This is a genomic window from Cognataquiflexum aquatile (assembly GCF_003316845.1).
GTDB lineage: Bacteria > Bacteroidota > Bacteroidia > Cytophagales > Cyclobacteriaceae > Cognataquiflexum > Cognataquiflexum aquatile.
Genome location: NZ_QMIK01000005.1, coordinates 185646 through 201077, shown reverse-complemented (window position 1 = coordinate 201077; position 15432 = coordinate 185646). Strand labels below are relative to the sequence as shown.

The 15432-nt window shown below is 41.6% G+C and carries 14 protein-coding genes; 7 read left to right on the top strand and 7 right to left on the bottom strand.

From position 1 onward, the window contains the following. Positions 1 to 5: 5 nt before the first annotated feature. From ilvC to truA, 7 genes are all read left to right on the top strand, one after another. Positions 6 to 1049, top strand: a complete 1044-nt coding sequence (gene ilvC, locus DQW11_RS16025) for a ketol-acid reductoisomerase (RefSeq protein ID WP_113925114.1) — start codon at positions 6 to 8, stop codon at positions 1047 to 1049. Between the two features lie 7 nt (positions 1050 to 1056). Beyond that, complete coding sequence (locus DQW11_RS16020) at positions 1057 to 2568, top strand: 2-isopropylmalate synthase (RefSeq protein WP_113925113.1); 1512 nt, start codon at positions 1057 to 1059, stop codon at positions 2566 to 2568. Positions 2569 to 2574: 6 nt separating this feature from the next. Next, entirely contained in the window at positions 2575 to 3975 is a 1401-nt protein-coding gene (leuC, locus tag DQW11_RS16015) for a 3-isopropylmalate dehydratase large subunit (RefSeq protein ID WP_113925112.1), read from the top strand. Between the two features lie 17 nt (positions 3976 to 3992). Further along, positions 3993 to 4583: a 3-isopropylmalate dehydratase small subunit gene (leuD, locus tag DQW11_RS16010; protein WP_113925111.1), complete on the top strand. Its 591-nt coding sequence runs from the start codon at positions 3993 to 3995 to the stop codon at positions 4581 to 4583. A 75-nt stretch (positions 4584 to 4658) separates the two neighbouring features. Next, complete coding sequence (locus DQW11_RS16005) at positions 4659 to 6278, top strand: alpha-isopropylmalate synthase regulatory domain-containing protein (RefSeq protein ID WP_113925110.1); 1620 nt, start codon at positions 4659 to 4661, stop codon at positions 6276 to 6278. Then, positions 6247 to 7308, top strand: coding sequence for a 3-isopropylmalate dehydrogenase (leuB, locus tag DQW11_RS16000; protein WP_113925109.1), 1062 nt, complete (start codon positions 6247 to 6249; stop codon positions 7306 to 7308). Before DQW11_RS16005 ends, leuB begins: the two co-directional genes overlap by 32 nt. Positions 7309 to 7419: 111 nt before the next feature. Then, a complete protein-coding gene (gene truA / locus DQW11_RS15995) occupies positions 7420 to 8208 on the top strand; it encodes a tRNA pseudouridine(38-40) synthase TruA (protein ID WP_113925108.1) in 789 nt (262 codons plus the stop codon). Between the two features lie 85 nt (positions 8209 to 8293). On the opposite strand, the gene DQW11_RS15990 is transcribed toward truA, so the two are convergent. The 7 genes from DQW11_RS15990 to DQW11_RS15960 form a co-directional block, all read right to left on the bottom strand. Next, positions 8294 to 9109, bottom strand: a complete 816-nt coding sequence (locus tag DQW11_RS15990) for an enoyl-ACP reductase FabI (protein WP_113925107.1) — start codon at positions 9107 to 9109, stop codon at positions 8294 to 8296. Between the two features lie 281 nt (positions 9110 to 9390). Further along, positions 9391 to 11043, bottom strand: coding sequence for a DNA repair protein RecN (gene recN / locus DQW11_RS15985; protein ID WP_113925106.1), 1653 nt, complete (start codon positions 11041 to 11043; stop codon positions 9391 to 9393). A gap of 47 nt (positions 11044 to 11090) precedes the next feature. Then, positions 11091 to 11996 (bottom strand): type IX secretion system protein PorD, encoded by a 906-nt coding sequence (gene porD / locus DQW11_RS15980; RefSeq protein WP_113925105.1) that lies wholly within the window; start codon positions 11994 to 11996, stop codon positions 11091 to 11093. Positions 11997 to 12037: 41 nt separating this feature from the next. After that, a complete protein-coding gene (coaBC, locus tag DQW11_RS15975) occupies positions 12038 to 13246 on the bottom strand; it encodes a bifunctional phosphopantothenoylcysteine decarboxylase/phosphopantothenate--cysteine ligase CoaBC (protein ID WP_113925104.1) in 1209 nt (402 codons plus the stop codon). Beyond that, a complete protein-coding gene (locus DQW11_RS15970; protein ID WP_113925103.1) occupies positions 13246 to 13557 on the bottom strand; it encodes a DNA-directed RNA polymerase subunit omega in 312 nt (103 codons plus the stop codon). The genes coaBC and DQW11_RS15970 overlap by 1 nt, the downstream gene beginning before the upstream one ends. 27 nt (positions 13558 to 13584) lie before the next feature. After that, entirely contained in the window at positions 13585 to 14493 is a 909-nt protein-coding gene (locus DQW11_RS15965) for an outer membrane protein assembly factor BamD (RefSeq protein ID WP_113925290.1), read from the bottom strand. Between the two features lie 70 nt (positions 14494 to 14563). After that, entirely contained in the window at positions 14564 to 15271 is a 708-nt protein-coding gene (locus tag DQW11_RS15960; protein ID WP_113925102.1) for a T9SS type A sorting domain-containing protein, read from the bottom strand. Positions 15272 to 15432 lie beyond the last annotated feature (161 nt).

Below are 15432 nucleotides of genomic sequence, written 5' to 3'. Positions count from 1 at the left end.
ACACTATGAAACTGAAATTCGGATCAGTAGAAGAAAACGTAGTCACCAGAGAGGAATTTCCTTTGGAGAAAGCAAGAGAAGTATTGAAGGATGAAACCATTGCGGTATTGGGATATGGCGTGCAAGGCCCCGGCCAAGCGCTCAACCTGAGAGACAACGGTTTCAATGTCATCGTCGGACAAAGGAAAAACTCCAAAACTTGGGACAAAGCTGTTGCTGATGGCTGGGTACCGGGTGAGACTTTGTTTGAATTGGAAGAAGCTTGCGAAAAAGGCACTATCATTCAGTTCCTTCTTTCTGATGCCGGTCAGATTGCACTTTGGCCGACCGTTAAAAAATACCTTACTCCTGGAAAAGCCCTTTATTTCTCCCATGGATTTGGGATCACTTACAAGGAAAAAACAGGAATTATCCCTCCTGCTGACGTGGACGTAATCTTGGTTGCTCCAAAAGGATCGGGTACCTCTTTGAGAAGAATGTTCGTCGAAGGCCGTGGTTTGAATTCTTCCTTTGCCATTTTCCAAGACGGAACAGGCAGAGCCAAAGACAGGGTAGTTGCCTTGGGTATCGGGGTTGGTTCAGGGTATTTGTTTGAGACAGATTTCTACAGAGAAGTAACTTCTGACCTAACAGGAGAAAGAGGTACTTTGATGGGAGCGATTCAGGGTATATTTGCTGCGCAATACGAAGTGTTGAGAGCAAATGGACATACGCCATCTGAAGCATTCAACGAAACAGTGGAAGAATTGACTCAAAGCTTGATGCCATTGGTAGCCGAAAACGGAATGGATTGGATGTATGCCAATTGCTCCACAACTGCCCAAAGAGGTGCTTTGGACTGGTGGAAACCTTTCAGAGATGCCACCAAGCCTGTTTTTGAGGAATTATATAACAGTGTAAAATCCGGAAAAGAAGCGCAAAAATCAATTGACTCTAATAGCAAGCCTGATTACAGAGAAAAATTGGAAGTTGAATTGAAAGAATTGAGAGATTCTGAAATGTGGCAAGCAGGCGCTACTGTCAGAAAATTGAGACCAGAAAATAACTGAGATAATTATGAGTGAAAAGCTATGGATATTTGATACTACCCTCCGGGATGGAGAGCAGGTACCGGGATGTCAGTTAAACTCCCAGGAAAAGATAGTGGTGGCGAAAGCTTTAGAAGAACTTGGGGTTGATATCATCGAGGCAGGATTTCCAATTTCCAGTCCAGGCGATTTCAATTCGGTAGTAGAAATTTCCAAAGCTGTATCTAATCCTATCATCTGCGCCCTTTCAAGGGCAGTGGAGAAAGACATAGAAGTCGCTGCCGATGCTTTGAAGTATGCCAAAAAAGGAAGAATCCATACAGGCATCGGAGTGTCCCCTTACCATATTCAATTCAAGCTGAGATCCACTCCTGACAACATCATCGAAAGAGGTGTCAGGGCGGTGAAATATGCAAAAAGCTTCGTCGAGGATGTTGAATTCTACGCTGAGGATGCAGGAAGGGCTGAGTTGCCATTCCTTGCAAAAATCATTGAAGCAGTGATCAAAGCCGGAGCAACGGTAGTCAATATCCCGGATACTACCGGTTATTGTCTTCCTGAGCAATACGGCGCGATCATCCGCTACCTGAAAGAAAACGTATCGAATATCGACAAAGCGATTATTGCCACACATTGCCACAATGATTTGGGAATGGCCACTGCCAATACCATAGCAGGTGTACAAAACGGTGCAAGGCAGGCAGAACTTACGATCAATGGCATTGGGGAGCGTGCGGGGAATACCTCTTTGGAAGAAGTGGTCATGGCCATCAAGTGCCACCATGCCATTCCGGTTCATACCAATATCAAGACCGAATTGATCTATGGGACAAGCAGGTTGATCTCAAAGTTGATGAACATGCCGGTGCAGCCCAACAAAGCGATAGTAGGAAGAAATGCATTTGCCCATTCCTCCGGCATCCACCAAGATGGCGTCCTTAAGCACAGAGAAAATTACGAAATCATCGACCCAAAAGAAGTTGGCGTTCATGAATCTACCATTGTCCTGACTGCGAGAAGCGGCAGGGCAGCACTCAAGCACCATTTGGATGCCTTGGGCGTGGAGCTTGAAGGGGAACCTTTGAGGGAAGTATATGAGGAGTTTTTGCTTTTGGCTGATTCCAAAAGAGATATCGGTACCAAGGATTTACTTTCTCTTGTAGGGAAATTTATGGATGGTTCCTCTTTTATTGAACTTGGGAAAGTAAGTTACCAGTCAAACGGTGAAATCAAAGCCCATGTAGAACTGAAGGTAGGGGAGAAAAATTTTGAGGCAGACTCAACCGGCAACGGTCCTGTGGATGCGGTTTTGAAAGCAATTGAATCAATTGTCAAACCACAGATTGAGCTGGAGGAATTCCTCATCCAAGCGATAACACATGGAAGCGATGATGTTGCCAAAGTACACATGAGGATTATCCAGGGTGACAGACCTTATTATGGTTTTGCATCTAATACAGATATCGTATTGGCTTCAGCACAGGCATTTGTGGATGCCCTGAACAAAATACCTGTCAAAGACAAAGTGATTGTACCGTAAGTTAAGATGGAAAAAAATACATTATTCGATAAAATCTGGGATTCACATGTGGTGCGTTCCGTGCCCAATGGTCCTGATGTCTTCTTCATTGATAAGCATTTTATCCATGAAGTGACAAGCCCGGTAGCATTTCTGAATCTGGAAAAAAGAGGCATTGGTGTTCTTCATCCCGACAGAACAGTCGGCACGCCAGACCACAATGTACCTACTGTCGATCAGGACAAAACCATCAAGGACAAGCTTTCCCGTATGCAGGTTGAAAAACTGAGGGAAAACTGTAAAAAGTATGGCATAGAACTGCATGATTTGGGTTCAGACCACCATGGTATCGTCCATGTGATTGGTCCCGAATTAGGCATAACCCAACCGGGAATGACCATCGTCTGCGGAGATAGCCATACTTCTACTCATGGCGCTTTTGGAGCGATTGCATTTGGAATCGGAACTTCCGAAGTGGAAATGGTTTTGGCGACTCAATGCATCATGCAGACCAAAGCCAAAAAAATGAGAATCACTGTAGATGGTGAATTGGGCGCCGGAGTGACTTCCAAAGACATCATTCTCTATATCATTGCCAAGATTTCTGCCGCAGGTGCAACAGGTTACTTTGTGGAATATGCAGGTTCGGCTATACGAAGCCTGAGTATGGAAGCAAGAATGACCATCTGCAACATGAGTATCGAAATGGGTGCCCGTGGAGGTTTGATAGCTCCTGACGAAACTACATTTGCCTACCTCAAAGGAAAACAGTATGCACCAAAAGGTGAAGCGTGGGACAAAGCTGTGGCTTATTGGAAAACGCTGAAAACTGACGAAGGTGCTGTTTTTGACAAAGAATATGCTTTCGATGCCGCTGACATCGAGCCTATGATCACTTATGGAACCAATCCTGGTATGGGTATCAAAATCAAAGGCAACATCCCGACAACTGAAGGAATGGAAGGAAGCAACAAAATCTCCTATCTCAAATCTTTGGAATACATGGGTTTTGCCCCGGGTGAACCAATCAAAGGAAAAAAAGTGGATTACGTCTTCGTAGGAAGCTGTACCAACGGTCGCATAGAAGACATCCGATCGGTGGCTGCCTTTGTCAAAGGAAAACAAAAAGCCGCTAACATTACCGCTTGGATTGTTCCAGGATCAAGAGAAGTAGAGAAAATGGCGCATGAAGAAGGTTTGGTAAAAATATTGGAAGATGCCGGTTTCGAATTGAGACAACCGGGCTGTTCAGCTTGTCTTGCCATGAATGACGACAAAATTCCTTCAGGTAAATATGCGGTATCTACTTCCAACAGAAATTTTGAAGGAAGACAAGGTCCGGGTGCAAGAACGCTTTTGGCCAGTCCACTCACGGTCGCAGCGGTAGCCGTAACTGGCGTAATAGCAGATCCAAGGGAAGTATTTTAATCAAAAAGAAAGAAAAAATGGCTTACGATAAATTCAATATACTTACCAGCACAGTTGTTCCTTTACCTGCCGAAAACGTCGACACGGACCAAATCATTCCGGCCCGCTTTCTAAAAGCGACCGAAAGGGAAGGTTTCGGAGACAACCTGTTCAGGGATTGGAGATATGATGTAGAAGGAAATCCCAAAAAGGATTTTGTACTCAACGATCCTACCTATTCAGGGAAAATTCTCCTTTCAGGAAAAAACTTCGGTTCTGGTTCCAGCCGTGAGCACGCAGTTTGGGCAATCTATGATTATGGATTCAGGGCAGTTGTTTCAAGTTTCTTTGCTGATATTTTCAAAAATAACTGTTTGAACATCGGTGTTTTGCCGGTAACCATCAGTCCCGAATTTGCAGAGGTTTTGTTTAAAGCTGTTGACGCGGATCCAAAGACAGAAGTTGAAATAGATATCGACAAACAAAAAATCACATTGCTCAGCACAGGAGCATCTGAATCTTTTGACATCAATTCCTACAAAAAGGAAAACATGAAAAACGGTTTCGACGACATAGATTATCTCTTGAATATCAAGGATGAAATTGCTGCTTTCGCCGAAAACAGGTAAGTGAATTTTATTCATTTTTCTTAAATATTAAATCCAGCAGCACGCGTTTGTAAACTTTGTGCCAAACTCCAAAAAATGGGTCATCACAGGAAAATAGAAATCATGGATACCACTCTGAGGGATGGAGAACAGACCTCGGGAGTTTCCTTTCTTCCTTCAGAAAAACTTCAGATAGCCAAACTGCTATTAGATGAAATGAAGGTGGATAGGATCGAAGTGGCTTCTGCCCGGGTTTCTGAAGGGGAAATGGAAGGGGTGAAAAGGATTACCCAATGGGCTGCCGAAAAAGGATATCTGGATAGGGTAGAAGTGTTAGGTTTTGTCGATACCCCTGATTCTATCAATTGGATAAAGGAAGCCGGCGGGAAGGTTCTCAACCTTTTGACCAAAGGCTCTCTCAATCACCTGACCCATCAGCTTCGGAAAACCCCGGAGCAACATTTCAAGGATATTGAAAAAAGCGTGCTCTATGCCCGCCAAAATGGTATTTCGGTCAACGTTTACCTCGAAGATTGGTCCAATGGCATGAGAAATTCCATGGATTACACCATGGATTTGATTGGCGTATTGGTACAGCTTCAGGTTAGGAGAATCATGCTTCCTGATACCTTGGGATTGCTCAATCCCAGAGAAGTGTCCCATTTTCTCAAGCTGATTACAAGTGAATATCCCGATACCCATTTTGATTTTCACGCACACAACGACTATGATTTGTCCGTGGCCAATGTGCTCGAGGCAATTTATAACGGCGTAGGCGGTATCCACACAACGGTTAATGGATTGGGGGAAAGGGCAGGTAATGCGCCATTGGAATCTGTCATTGCGGTTTTGAAGGACTTTACAGACTTTAAGCTGAACGTCAAAGAGAACAAAATCTATCGCGTCAGCAAGTTGGTAGAGCAATTTTCCGGTCAGCATATCCCTGCCAACAAACCGGTAGTAGGTGAAAATGTGTTTACCCAAACTGCCGGAATTCATGCCGATGGGGACAATAAGAAAAATCTTTATTTCAATGATTTGCTTCCCGAGCGCTTTGGCCGACAAAGGAAATATGCTTTGGGTAAGACATCAGGAAAAGCCAATATTGTCAAAAATCTGCAGGAATTGGGAATTTCTCTAGAACCCGACGAACTGACAAAGGTCACCCAAAGGATAATAGAATTGGGGGACAAGAAAGAACGCGTGACCACAGAAGATTTGCCTTATATCATTTCTGATGTGCTGCAGAACAACTCCATCTCCCATGATATATTCATTGAAGGTTACAACCTCAGCCATTCAAAGGGCTTGAGACCCACCGTTCAATTGAAGATCAACATCAACGGAGAAAGCTATGAAGAAGGATCTTCAGGAGATGGTCAATACGATGCTTTCATGAAGGCATTGAAAAAGATTTATAAATCTTTGAATAAAGAATTGCCGGTTTTGACCAATTACAGTGTGACCATTCCTCCCGGAGGAAAGACTGATGCATTTGTGGAAACAGTCATTACCTGGGATTTTGGAAAGATATTCAAAACCAAAGGCTTGGACAGCGATCAGACTGTTGCTGCATTGAAGGCGACAGAAAAAATGCTGAACATCATTGAAAAAATAAAAAATACAGAGCCGGGAATCGGAACTATCCCGGATGAAAACCCTGAACTAGATAAAAAGAATTTCTATGGAAATGAATATAGCGCTATTGCCGGGTGACGGCATAGGCCCGGAGGTGATTGCACAGGCAGTCAAAGTAGTAAATGCTGTAGCTAAGAAATTTGGTCATACCATCCATTTTGAGGAGGCACCCGTAGGGGCTGCTGCGATTGACCTTACCGGCAATCCCTACCCGGATGAGACGCACGAGGTTTGTTTGAGAGCGGATGCTGTACTTTTTGGAGCAATAGGTGATCCCAAATACGACAATGATCCAAAAGCCAAAGTAAGACCTGAACAGGGATTATTGGCAATGAGAAAGAAATTGGGATTGTTTGCCAATGTACGTCCGACTTTTACTTTTCCTTCTTTGGTACATAAATCTCCCTTGAAATTGGATAGGATCGAAGGGGTGGATTTGGTTTTCTTTAGGGAGTTGACCGGTGGGATTTATTTTGGTGAACCCCGTGGAAGAAACGAGCAGGGTACTAAAGCATTTGATACCAATGTTTATTCCAAAGAAGAAATCACAAGGCTGGCAAGAATGGGCTTTGAAGCTGCCCAAAAGAGAAGGAAATTATTGACCTGTGTGGACAAAGCCAATGTCTTGGCTACTTCCAGACTTTGGAGAGAGACTGTGCAGGAATTGGCTCCGGAATATCCTGATGTCAAAGTGGAATATGAATTTGTAGATGCAGTCGCCATGCGTTTGATCCAATGGCCAAAAGCATATGATGTGTTGATCACTGAAAACCTGTTTGGAGATATCCTGACAGACGAAGCCTCAGTGATATCGGGTTCTATGGGTTTGATGCCTTCTGCCTCATTGGGTACTGACAACAAGCTTTTTGAACCCATACACGGTTCTTATCCGCAAGCTGCAGGCAAGGACATCGCAAATCCATTGGGCACGATACTTTCGGCAGCGATGATGTTTGAGTATGCATTCGATATGAGAGATGAAGCAAAAGCCATTTCTGATGTGGTCAATAAATCATTGGCTGAAGGAATCGTTACAGAAGACATCGCCGAGGGCGGAAAAGCATATAAGACCTCGGAAGTGGGGGATTGGCTGGCGGCTAATATTTAAACTAGAAATAATTAAATCTTTTGATAAACCCTCCAAAAGTTCAAATCTTTTGGAGGGTTTTGTATTTGGAAAGCATGATCCCTTTATTTGTCATTTCCCCAGTATTCCAAAATGCAAACCAGACCATTCACTTATCTTTTTTACCTGCAATATTTAGGACTTCGGTATCACGGTTGGCAAAAGCAGCCCGGAGTCAAAACAATTCAAAGTTCATTGGAGAAAGCTTTCCGGTATGTCTTGAGTCATGAGGATTTTACCATCCTTGGAGCAAGCAGGACAGATACCGGGGTTTCCTGTAATCGTGGGGCCTTCGAGTTGTTTTTGAAACATGAAATCTCTCCCGATCTTCTTGATGCATTAAATTCAATTTTGTCTTCAGATATAAGGCTATTAGAGTTTCATCCCGTACCATTGACCTTTAATATTATTCAGGATGTCGCTTGGAAGGAATACCGTTATCACTTTGCGATTGGAGAAAAATTTCACCCATTTGCGGCAGGAAACCTGACATTTTTTGAAGGAATACCTGATCTTGATTTGATGAAAAAGGGTGCAAAACTTTTTGTTGGGAAACATGATTTCCGCAGATTTTGCTCCGTCGATAAAGTGACAGACGATTATGTCAGGGAGGTTTACTCATTGGAGATTTTTCAACATGCCCAAGCGGGCAGCGGCCTTATTCCGGAAAAAGCCTTCACTTTTTCCGTCAAAGGAAAAGGCTTTCTCAGGTATCAGGTTAGGATAATGATGGCGGCTTTGATGGACTTGGGATTGGGAAAAATAACATTAGAAGATTTGAAAAATGCCTTGGATTCAGACCAAACAAGTTCCATTTCAGTTGCTGCTCCTGCAAATGGATTGGTTTTAGAAATGGTTGAATTCAAAAAAAATAAGGGCTGAAATTAATCAGCTCTTATTTTTTTACGGGAATCGGCATCTTGATTTCTATTTTGGTTCCAATTAAATGTGAAACAAGTTTTCGTTTTTAAAGGTCCATAAACTTGTTCATGATATCTTCAGAAATCCCTGTATTGGAATAACCGCCGTCATGAAAGAGGTTTTGCATGGTGACCATTCTGGTCAAATCTGAAAACATGGTAATGATATAATCAGCGCATGCCTCAGCTGAAGCATTTCCAAGTGGTGACATGGAATCTGCAAAATTATAGAAGGTATCGAATCCGCCGATTCCTGTTCCTGCCGTAGTTTTGGTAGGGGATTGGGAAATGGTATTAACCCGAACTTTTTTCAGCTTTCCATATCTGTATCCATAACCTCTTGCGATGCTTTCCAAAAGTGCTTTGGCATCAGCCATGTCTGTATAGAAAGGATAAACTCTTTGTGCGGCAATGTAGGAAAGTCCAAGGATAGAACCCCATTCGTTCATGGCGTCCATCTTTTCTGCCACCTGCATCATTTTGTGAAAAGATACAGAAGAGACATCATAGGATTTTGCTGCCCATTCGTAATTGAGGTCGCCATAGGAGCGTCCTTTTCGGATGTTTGGGGACATACCAATCGAGTGAAGCAAAAAGTCAAAGTTACCACCCAAATACTCACGGGCTTCGGTATATAGTTTTTCGATATCTTCCAAAGAAGTGGCGTCTGCAGGGATGACGATGGTGTTGCATTGCTCTGCCAATTCCTTTATAGCTCCCATTCTCATGGCGATAGGTGCATTGGTCAATACAAACCTTCCACCTTGTTCGTGTGCTTTGAGTGCTGCTTTCCAAGCAATGGAGTTTTCATCTAAAGCTCCTGTGATTATTCCGAGTTTTCCTTTCAATAAATTCTCTGGCATGATATGTTCTTTTGATTTGGTCAAATATTGTGTAAAAATAAGGAAAAAAATAAGATATGGAGATATGGGGGGTGGTTCATTAAGGGTAGTTACCTAGTATCAAGTACCAAGTACAAAGTTTCAAATACGAAGAAGTGAGGTATAAGTATATGGTGAGAGGTGAAAGGTAAGAGGAAAAAAGGAACAAGGGCAAAGATCAGTTAACCAAATAACCATTAACCAAATAACCAATTAACCGACCAACAATTACAACCATTAGAACAATTACAACCCTTTATCAATTAACTCCCCAACAACTCCCTCGCGCTTTCAAAAGCATTTACGGATGGATTGGCGCCTGCTATCATTTTGGCGATTTCTAGGATTCTTTCTTCACCTTCCAAAAGTTTGATTTTACTGATTGTCTTGTCCGAACTATTATCTTTAAATACAAAGTAATGTTGGTCGCCTTTGGCAGCCACCTGTGGCAAATGGCTGATGCAGATGACTTGGTGCTGTTTGGCGATGTCCTGCATCATCCGGACCATTTGAAGGGCGATTTCACCCGAAACACCTGTATCTATTTCATCAAAAATCAAAGTCGGCAGTGCCATTTTATCAGCCATGATATACTTGATGGCAAAAATCAATCTGGAAAATTCACCACCTGAGGCCACCTGTTTCAATGCCTGTGGTTTGACTCCTTTATTGGCTGAAAAAAGGATATCAATCTGATCCATTCCAGTTTTGGTTGGAGAAACTTGCTGATGTGAAAACTCAACCTGCGCATTTTCCATACCCAATTGATGCAAAAGTTTTGCAAGTTGGGAGGCAAATGGATGAAATGCTGATTTCCTTTTTTCGGAAAGGGCTTTGCCTTTTTCGGTCAATTCTTTCTCTGCAGCTTCTTTGGCTTTTTTCAGTTTCTCCAGTTCTTCATCCAGATTCTCCACCAAAAAGACTTTGTCGGCCAGTTCGTTTTCCAAAGCGATCAGTGCTTCCACTGTATCCAAGCCATGTTTTTTCTGCAGGTGGTAAATTTTGCTTAACCTCATCCTGACAGCCTCAAGCTTTGCAAAATCAACTTCAATCTGTCCATCCTCTTCTTCGAGACTTGCTGCGATATCTTTCAATTCAATCAAAACGCTTTGAAATCGTTCACCATAGGTCTCAAATCTATGCGCATATTTTGAAAGCTGTTGTACACCTTGATTGGCCAAAGCCAAAAGCTTCAAGGCGCCAAATTGCTCGTCTTCCATTTGGGAAAGGACTTCCAGAATTTTTGATTTGATGTCCTCTGCATTTTCCAAGATTTCCTGCTCACTTTCCAAGTCAGCTTGTTCCCCTTCCTGAAGCCTTACTTCAGAAAGTTCTTCGAGCTGAAATCTATTGAAATCAGCTTCTTTCTTCATTTCCAAAGCTTCTTGACTTAGCTTTTCAAATGCCTTTTTTGCAGACTGGAATGACCTGAAAGTGGATAAATAAGAAGCTTTTTCTTGATGGCTTTTTGAAAATGCATCTACCAAGTCCAATTGATATTCACCTTCTCCGAGTTGCAGGTTATCATGTTGGGAATGGATATCCATCAGTGCCTTACCAAGGTCTTTCAAGGTTTCTAGCTTTACAGGAGTATCATTGATAAATGCCCGAGATTTACCGTTCGGGCTGATTTCCCTTCTGATGATGCATTCAGGATCAAAATCAAGGTCTTCATTTTTGAAAAAATCCTCCAGTCCATAACTTCCGATTCCGAAATTACCTTCGACAACACACTTTTTGTCCGGGTTGAGCAGTGCTTTTGTGTCGGCTCTATTTCCTAACAGCAGTCCAACAGCACCCAACATGATGGATTTCCCTGCTCCGGTTTCGCCGGTGATCATGTTTAGAAACTGGCTTGGCTTCATTTCCAAGCTTTGTATCAGGGCGTAATTGGCAATGCTGAGTGAGCGGAGCATTTAATGGCTTTATTTTTTTTATTGGACGAATCTAACAAATTAAGGGATCAACCTTTAAGAAGGTCATTGTACCTTTTTGAGTTGTTTGGATCAATTTTAAGGAGTACTTCTACCGCTTCTGTGCGGACTTCTTTTGGGGCATTTTGGAAAACCCGCATTATTTCATCTCTTTTTGCATCCAAAAATGCAATCACAAAAATACTGTTTGGCTGTGCGGTGTTTGCGCTTTCTACCAATTGGAATGCGGTAATCATATTTTGGTAGGCTTCCTCAGGATTGGTGAGAAGCATGTCAAGTCCTTTGCGGTGGTAGAGATAAATGGCTTCCCTTATCGGTGTAAAGACAGACGAAGTATAAATATCATTGATAAGCCAATACCTGTTTCTCCTGTCATTTGGGTTGGGCATCCAACCTGCTCTGTTGGATTGTTGGGCATTGTTGACTATTCCATTCGCTATTTCAAAGTAAGGATTTCCTCCCCTTAAAGAGAAACTGTCATAATCAAAACCCAAAGCGATGTAGGCATAATACGCTAACAATGAACTGATGTTGTTAAGAAAAGCAAACCTATTGAATTCAAGGGGTTGGGAAAGGAGATATTCAAACCCCCAGTTTCGGTCAATAAAATTGATGACCATACTTTCATAGTTAGTACCATAAACCGGCCTGACTGTTTGAATCTGAACGGTAGCATTGTAGACTCCCACTTGTGGCATATCGGAAATGGTGATCAGAACATTGCCTTTGATCCTTTCAAATGCCTGAAATTGGTCACCTGTCCATGTTCTTCCGTTGAGAAACTGCTCAAAGCTGGTTTTCATATTTTCGAAAATGGCAGTTTCCTGGGTACGCGCTCTTTCACTATTGATGATAACCGAAAAATTAAGCTCTTGGGAAAATAAAGGATGATTGGATAAAAAAAGTAGAAGGAGTATCGTAAGTCGAATCTTCATGTAGAATAAGTTTTCTTTTAAAGATAACGATAATCTTATGGTCAGATTTTTACAGGAAGATTTTTAATTTCCTTAAGTATTATCTTTGCAATTTCATTTTTAGGAAGTACTTCAGATTCCAAAGATTTCCCCTCTTCGGTAAAAATTCTCACCTTATTGGTATCATGTTGGAAACCTGCTCCTGCATCTCTCATAGAGTTTAGCACGATCAGGTCAAAGTTTTTCTTTTGGAGTTTGGTTTTTGCATGGAATTCTTCATTCTCAGTTTCCAATGCAAATCCCACATGAATTTGGAATGGGGATTTTTGTTTTCCAAGGGTATAGGCAATATCTATATTTTTGGTGAGCTCGATGGTCATGCCATCACCTTCTTTTTTGATTTTTTCGGAGGCGACATGTTTTGGAGCGTAGTCAGCGACTGCAGCTGCAAATACGCAGATATCCATCTGCTTGTGGAGATTGTCACATGCCTGAAACATATCTTCTGCACTCTTCACTTTAATAATTTTAATCTTGGGATCAACAGGTTTCACTGCACCAGGTCCCAATACCAAATAGACATCAGCGCCTTCCTCTGCAAAAGAATCCGCAAGTGAGGCCCCCATCTTTCCTGATGAATGATTACTGATAAACCTGACGGGATCAATCGCCTCTTGGGTGGGTCCTGAAGTGATCAAGACTTTTTTTCCTTTGAAATCTTCGGTTTTTGAGAAATGGGAAATTACATATTCCAGAATATGTTCGGGCTCCATAAGTCTCCCCTGACCGGAAAGTCCACTTGCCAATTCGCCGGTTTCTGCTTCGAGGATGATGTTACCAAAGGCCTTGATTTTGTTGAGATTCTCTCTCACAGAAGGATGTTGGTACATATCCAAATCCATCGCCGGAGCTACCATAACGGGGCATCTTGCAGAAAGGTAAGTGGCAGTCAGTAAGTTGTCGCAGATTCCGTTGGCAAATTTGCCTAGTGTATTAGCGCTTATGGGCGCTACTAAAAATAAATCGGCCCACAATCCCAAGTCTACGTGATTGGTCCAAACTCCGGATTTTGGGTCGTGAAACTGATGGTGAACCGCACTTTTGGAAAGTGTAGCCAATGTTAAAGGGGTAATAAAATCAAGAGCAGAAGTACTCATGATGACTTGTACTTCTGCTCCTTCTTTGATTAGGAGTCTGGTAAGGATAGCTGACTTGTAAGCCGCTATGCTTCCTGTAACTCCCAATAAAATCTTTTTCCCCTTTAAAAGCATTATTCTGTTGGTGCTTCAGGACGTCTGAAATATAATTTGTCTTCCAAAAATTCTTCCATCGCCAATGAAGATGGCTTAGGCATTCTTTCGTAGAACTTGGAAATCTCAATTTGCTCTTTGTTTTCAAATACTTCTTCAAGATTATCAACTGTCGAAGCAAATTCAGAGAGTTTGTTGTTCAATTCTTCCTTCATGCTTGAAGAAATCTGCTTTGCTCTCTGAGAGGCAATATGGATAGACTCATACAAATTTCCTGTTTTTTCAGAAATCTTGTCCAAATCTCTGGTAATGATTGACGGATTGACTGCCATATTTGATTGATTTAAATTGCTGCTGTTTTATTTGTCTTTACTGAGGTTTTCACTTTTAGCTGCTTCCTCTTCTGCCTTGGCTCTTGCTACTTCCTCTTCGTATTCTTTCTTCACTTTCTGATGGGCAAGTATTTCTACTTGGGATTTTTTTACAATTTCCTCTATACTTCCCAAGTATTTGCTTTCAGGATATTTTCTTTTGAACTGTGACGCATATTTGGAGACATCTTTCAACCTTTCTTCTTTTTTGTCAAAAACACTTCTTTCACCATATGCCAAAGAAACTTCTATCAGTTTGTATCCAAGTTCCTCGTTGTGCTTGCTGTCTGGATAATTTTTTGCAAAGTTCTGAAAATTGATGATACAAGCACGGTAGAAATCTCCCGGATACAAGCCATCTGTCAACCTCAAATACAACATTGACTCTTGGTATGCTTTTTCCTCAAACCTGATCTGAAGATCCTCAATCATTGCTGTTGCTCTTTCATAAGAGTCAGATTCAGGAAATCTATTGAGGAATATTTGAATGGCATTTACCGCATCATGGCTACTTTTTTGGTCCAGATTGTAATCCGGTGCATCTAGGTAAAGTGAGTAGGCATTCATAAATAATGCCTCTTCTGCTAACGGAGATCTATTGTAGGTTTGGTAGAAGGTATTGAAATAACCTGCCGACTCTATGTATCTCTTTAATTTGAAATGGCTGTAAGCGTAATTGAAATCTGCAAGCTCTGCCTTTTCGCTTCCTCTGATTACGGGAAGGACTTTGTCATAAAGGATGATGGCTTTACTAAATTCTCCTTCGTTGTAATACTTGTTGGCGGCCTCATAGAGTTCTTCCCAGTTGGTACTTTTTTCTAATTTATAGAATCCCGTGCAACTTGAAACAGCAATAAGAAATACTAATGGGAGTATGTATAAGGAGAATTTTTTCATTGCTTTTTGGAGGCGCAAATATAAAGGAATATTCATTTGAAACCAATTATTTATCAAATGCAGGAGGGGCTTACTTCTTGACAACGAGTTTTTTGGTGACAATATTTTTATTGTCTACGAATAATGTATAAAAATAAACACCCGGATTAAAATCAGCGACATTGATAACCAGGTTCTTTTGAAGAGGGTCTAATTGGAATTCTGCGACAGGGTTTCCTATAAAGCTATTGATGCTGATTTTCACAACAGCATTCGGATTTTTAATAATGTAATCTATCTGTGCTGTTCTATGGGTTGGATTTGGGTAAGCACTGCCGATACTGATATCCTTGTGGTTTGTTTCGTCTGCACTTGGGCTGAAGACCTCATATACTGATTCAATCACAAATACATCCCGGATGTTGGTACTGTTGTAGAAATGAAGATCAAAGTTTCCTTTGGTTTCTGTGATTCCCATTTCAAATTCTAAATATAAATCAGTGAAAATTTCTCCCGGGCCGAGGGAAATTTTGATTTTGGAAAGGTCTCTTTTTGGGTCGAAACATTTTTCTCCAATACAGATTTTCACATTTTGTGAAGAGCCGATATTTCCCCTGAGAAATTTTAAACTATACTCGCGGGCTTGGTTGCTTTCGTTTTGGATGATGAGGGATTTTCGTTGAGAACTGCCTATTGTTCCGCTGAATTCGATGGTTTCTGACAATACCTTTACCTGGGCTTCCGAAAATAGGGGAAGCATCATCAAGCAAAAGGAAAAAAGTAAGAAAATCCGTTTCATGTAAATTTCTATCAATAGGCCGTATTAGCTGAGTCTCAATAAATATTGTTACGTATAAATTTACCAAATAGGTTTGGTGTTTTCATACATTGGCGGTTAAAAATTGTTAACCTTCTATAAAATTTTTTTTAAAGGATTCCGTTTGAGAGGGATTTTTTTGG

Coding starts and splice junctions, on each gene's coding strand:
- ilvC (WP_113925114.1), top strand. CDS start 6: ATGAAACTGAAATTCGGATCAGTAGAAGAAAACGTAGTCACCAGAGAG.
- DQW11_RS16020 (WP_113925113.1), top strand. CDS start 1,057: ATGAGTGAAAAGCTATGGATATTTGATACTACCCTCCGGGATGGAGAG.
- leuC (WP_113925112.1), top strand. CDS start 2,575: ATGGAAAAAAATACATTATTCGATAAAATCTGGGATTCACATGTGGTG.
- leuD (WP_113925111.1), top strand. CDS start 3,993: ATGGCTTACGATAAATTCAATATACTTACCAGCACAGTTGTTCCTTTA.
- DQW11_RS16005 (WP_113925110.1), top strand. CDS start 4,659: ATGGGTCATCACAGGAAAATAGAAATCATGGATACCACTCTGAGGGAT.
- leuB (WP_113925109.1), top strand. CDS start 6,247: ATGGAAATGAATATAGCGCTATTGCCGGGTGACGGCATAGGCCCGGAG.
- truA (WP_113925108.1), top strand. CDS start 7,420: ATGCAAACCAGACCATTCACTTATCTTTTTTACCTGCAATATTTAGGA.
- DQW11_RS15990 (WP_113925107.1), bottom strand. CDS start 9,109: ATGCCAGAGAATTTATTGAAAGGAAAACTCGGAATAATCACAGGAGCT.
- recN (WP_113925106.1), bottom strand. CDS start 11,043: ATGCTCCGCTCACTCAGCATTGCCAATTACGCCCTGATACAAAGCTTG.
- porD (WP_113925105.1), bottom strand. CDS start 11,996: ATGAAGATTCGACTTACGATACTCCTTCTACTTTTTTTATCCAATCAT.
- coaBC (WP_113925104.1), bottom strand. CDS start 13,246: ATGCTTTTAAAGGGGAAAAAGATTTTATTGGGAGTTACAGGAAGCATA.
- DQW11_RS15970 (WP_113925103.1), bottom strand. CDS start 13,557: ATGGCAGTCAATCCGTCAATCATTACCAGAGATTTGGACAAGATTTCT.
- DQW11_RS15965 (WP_113925290.1), bottom strand. CDS start 14,493: ATGAAAAAATTCTCCTTATACATACTCCCATTAGTATTTCTTATTGCT.
- DQW11_RS15960 (WP_113925102.1), bottom strand. CDS start 15,271: ATGAAACGGATTTTCTTACTTTTTTCCTTTTGCTTGATGATGCTTCCC.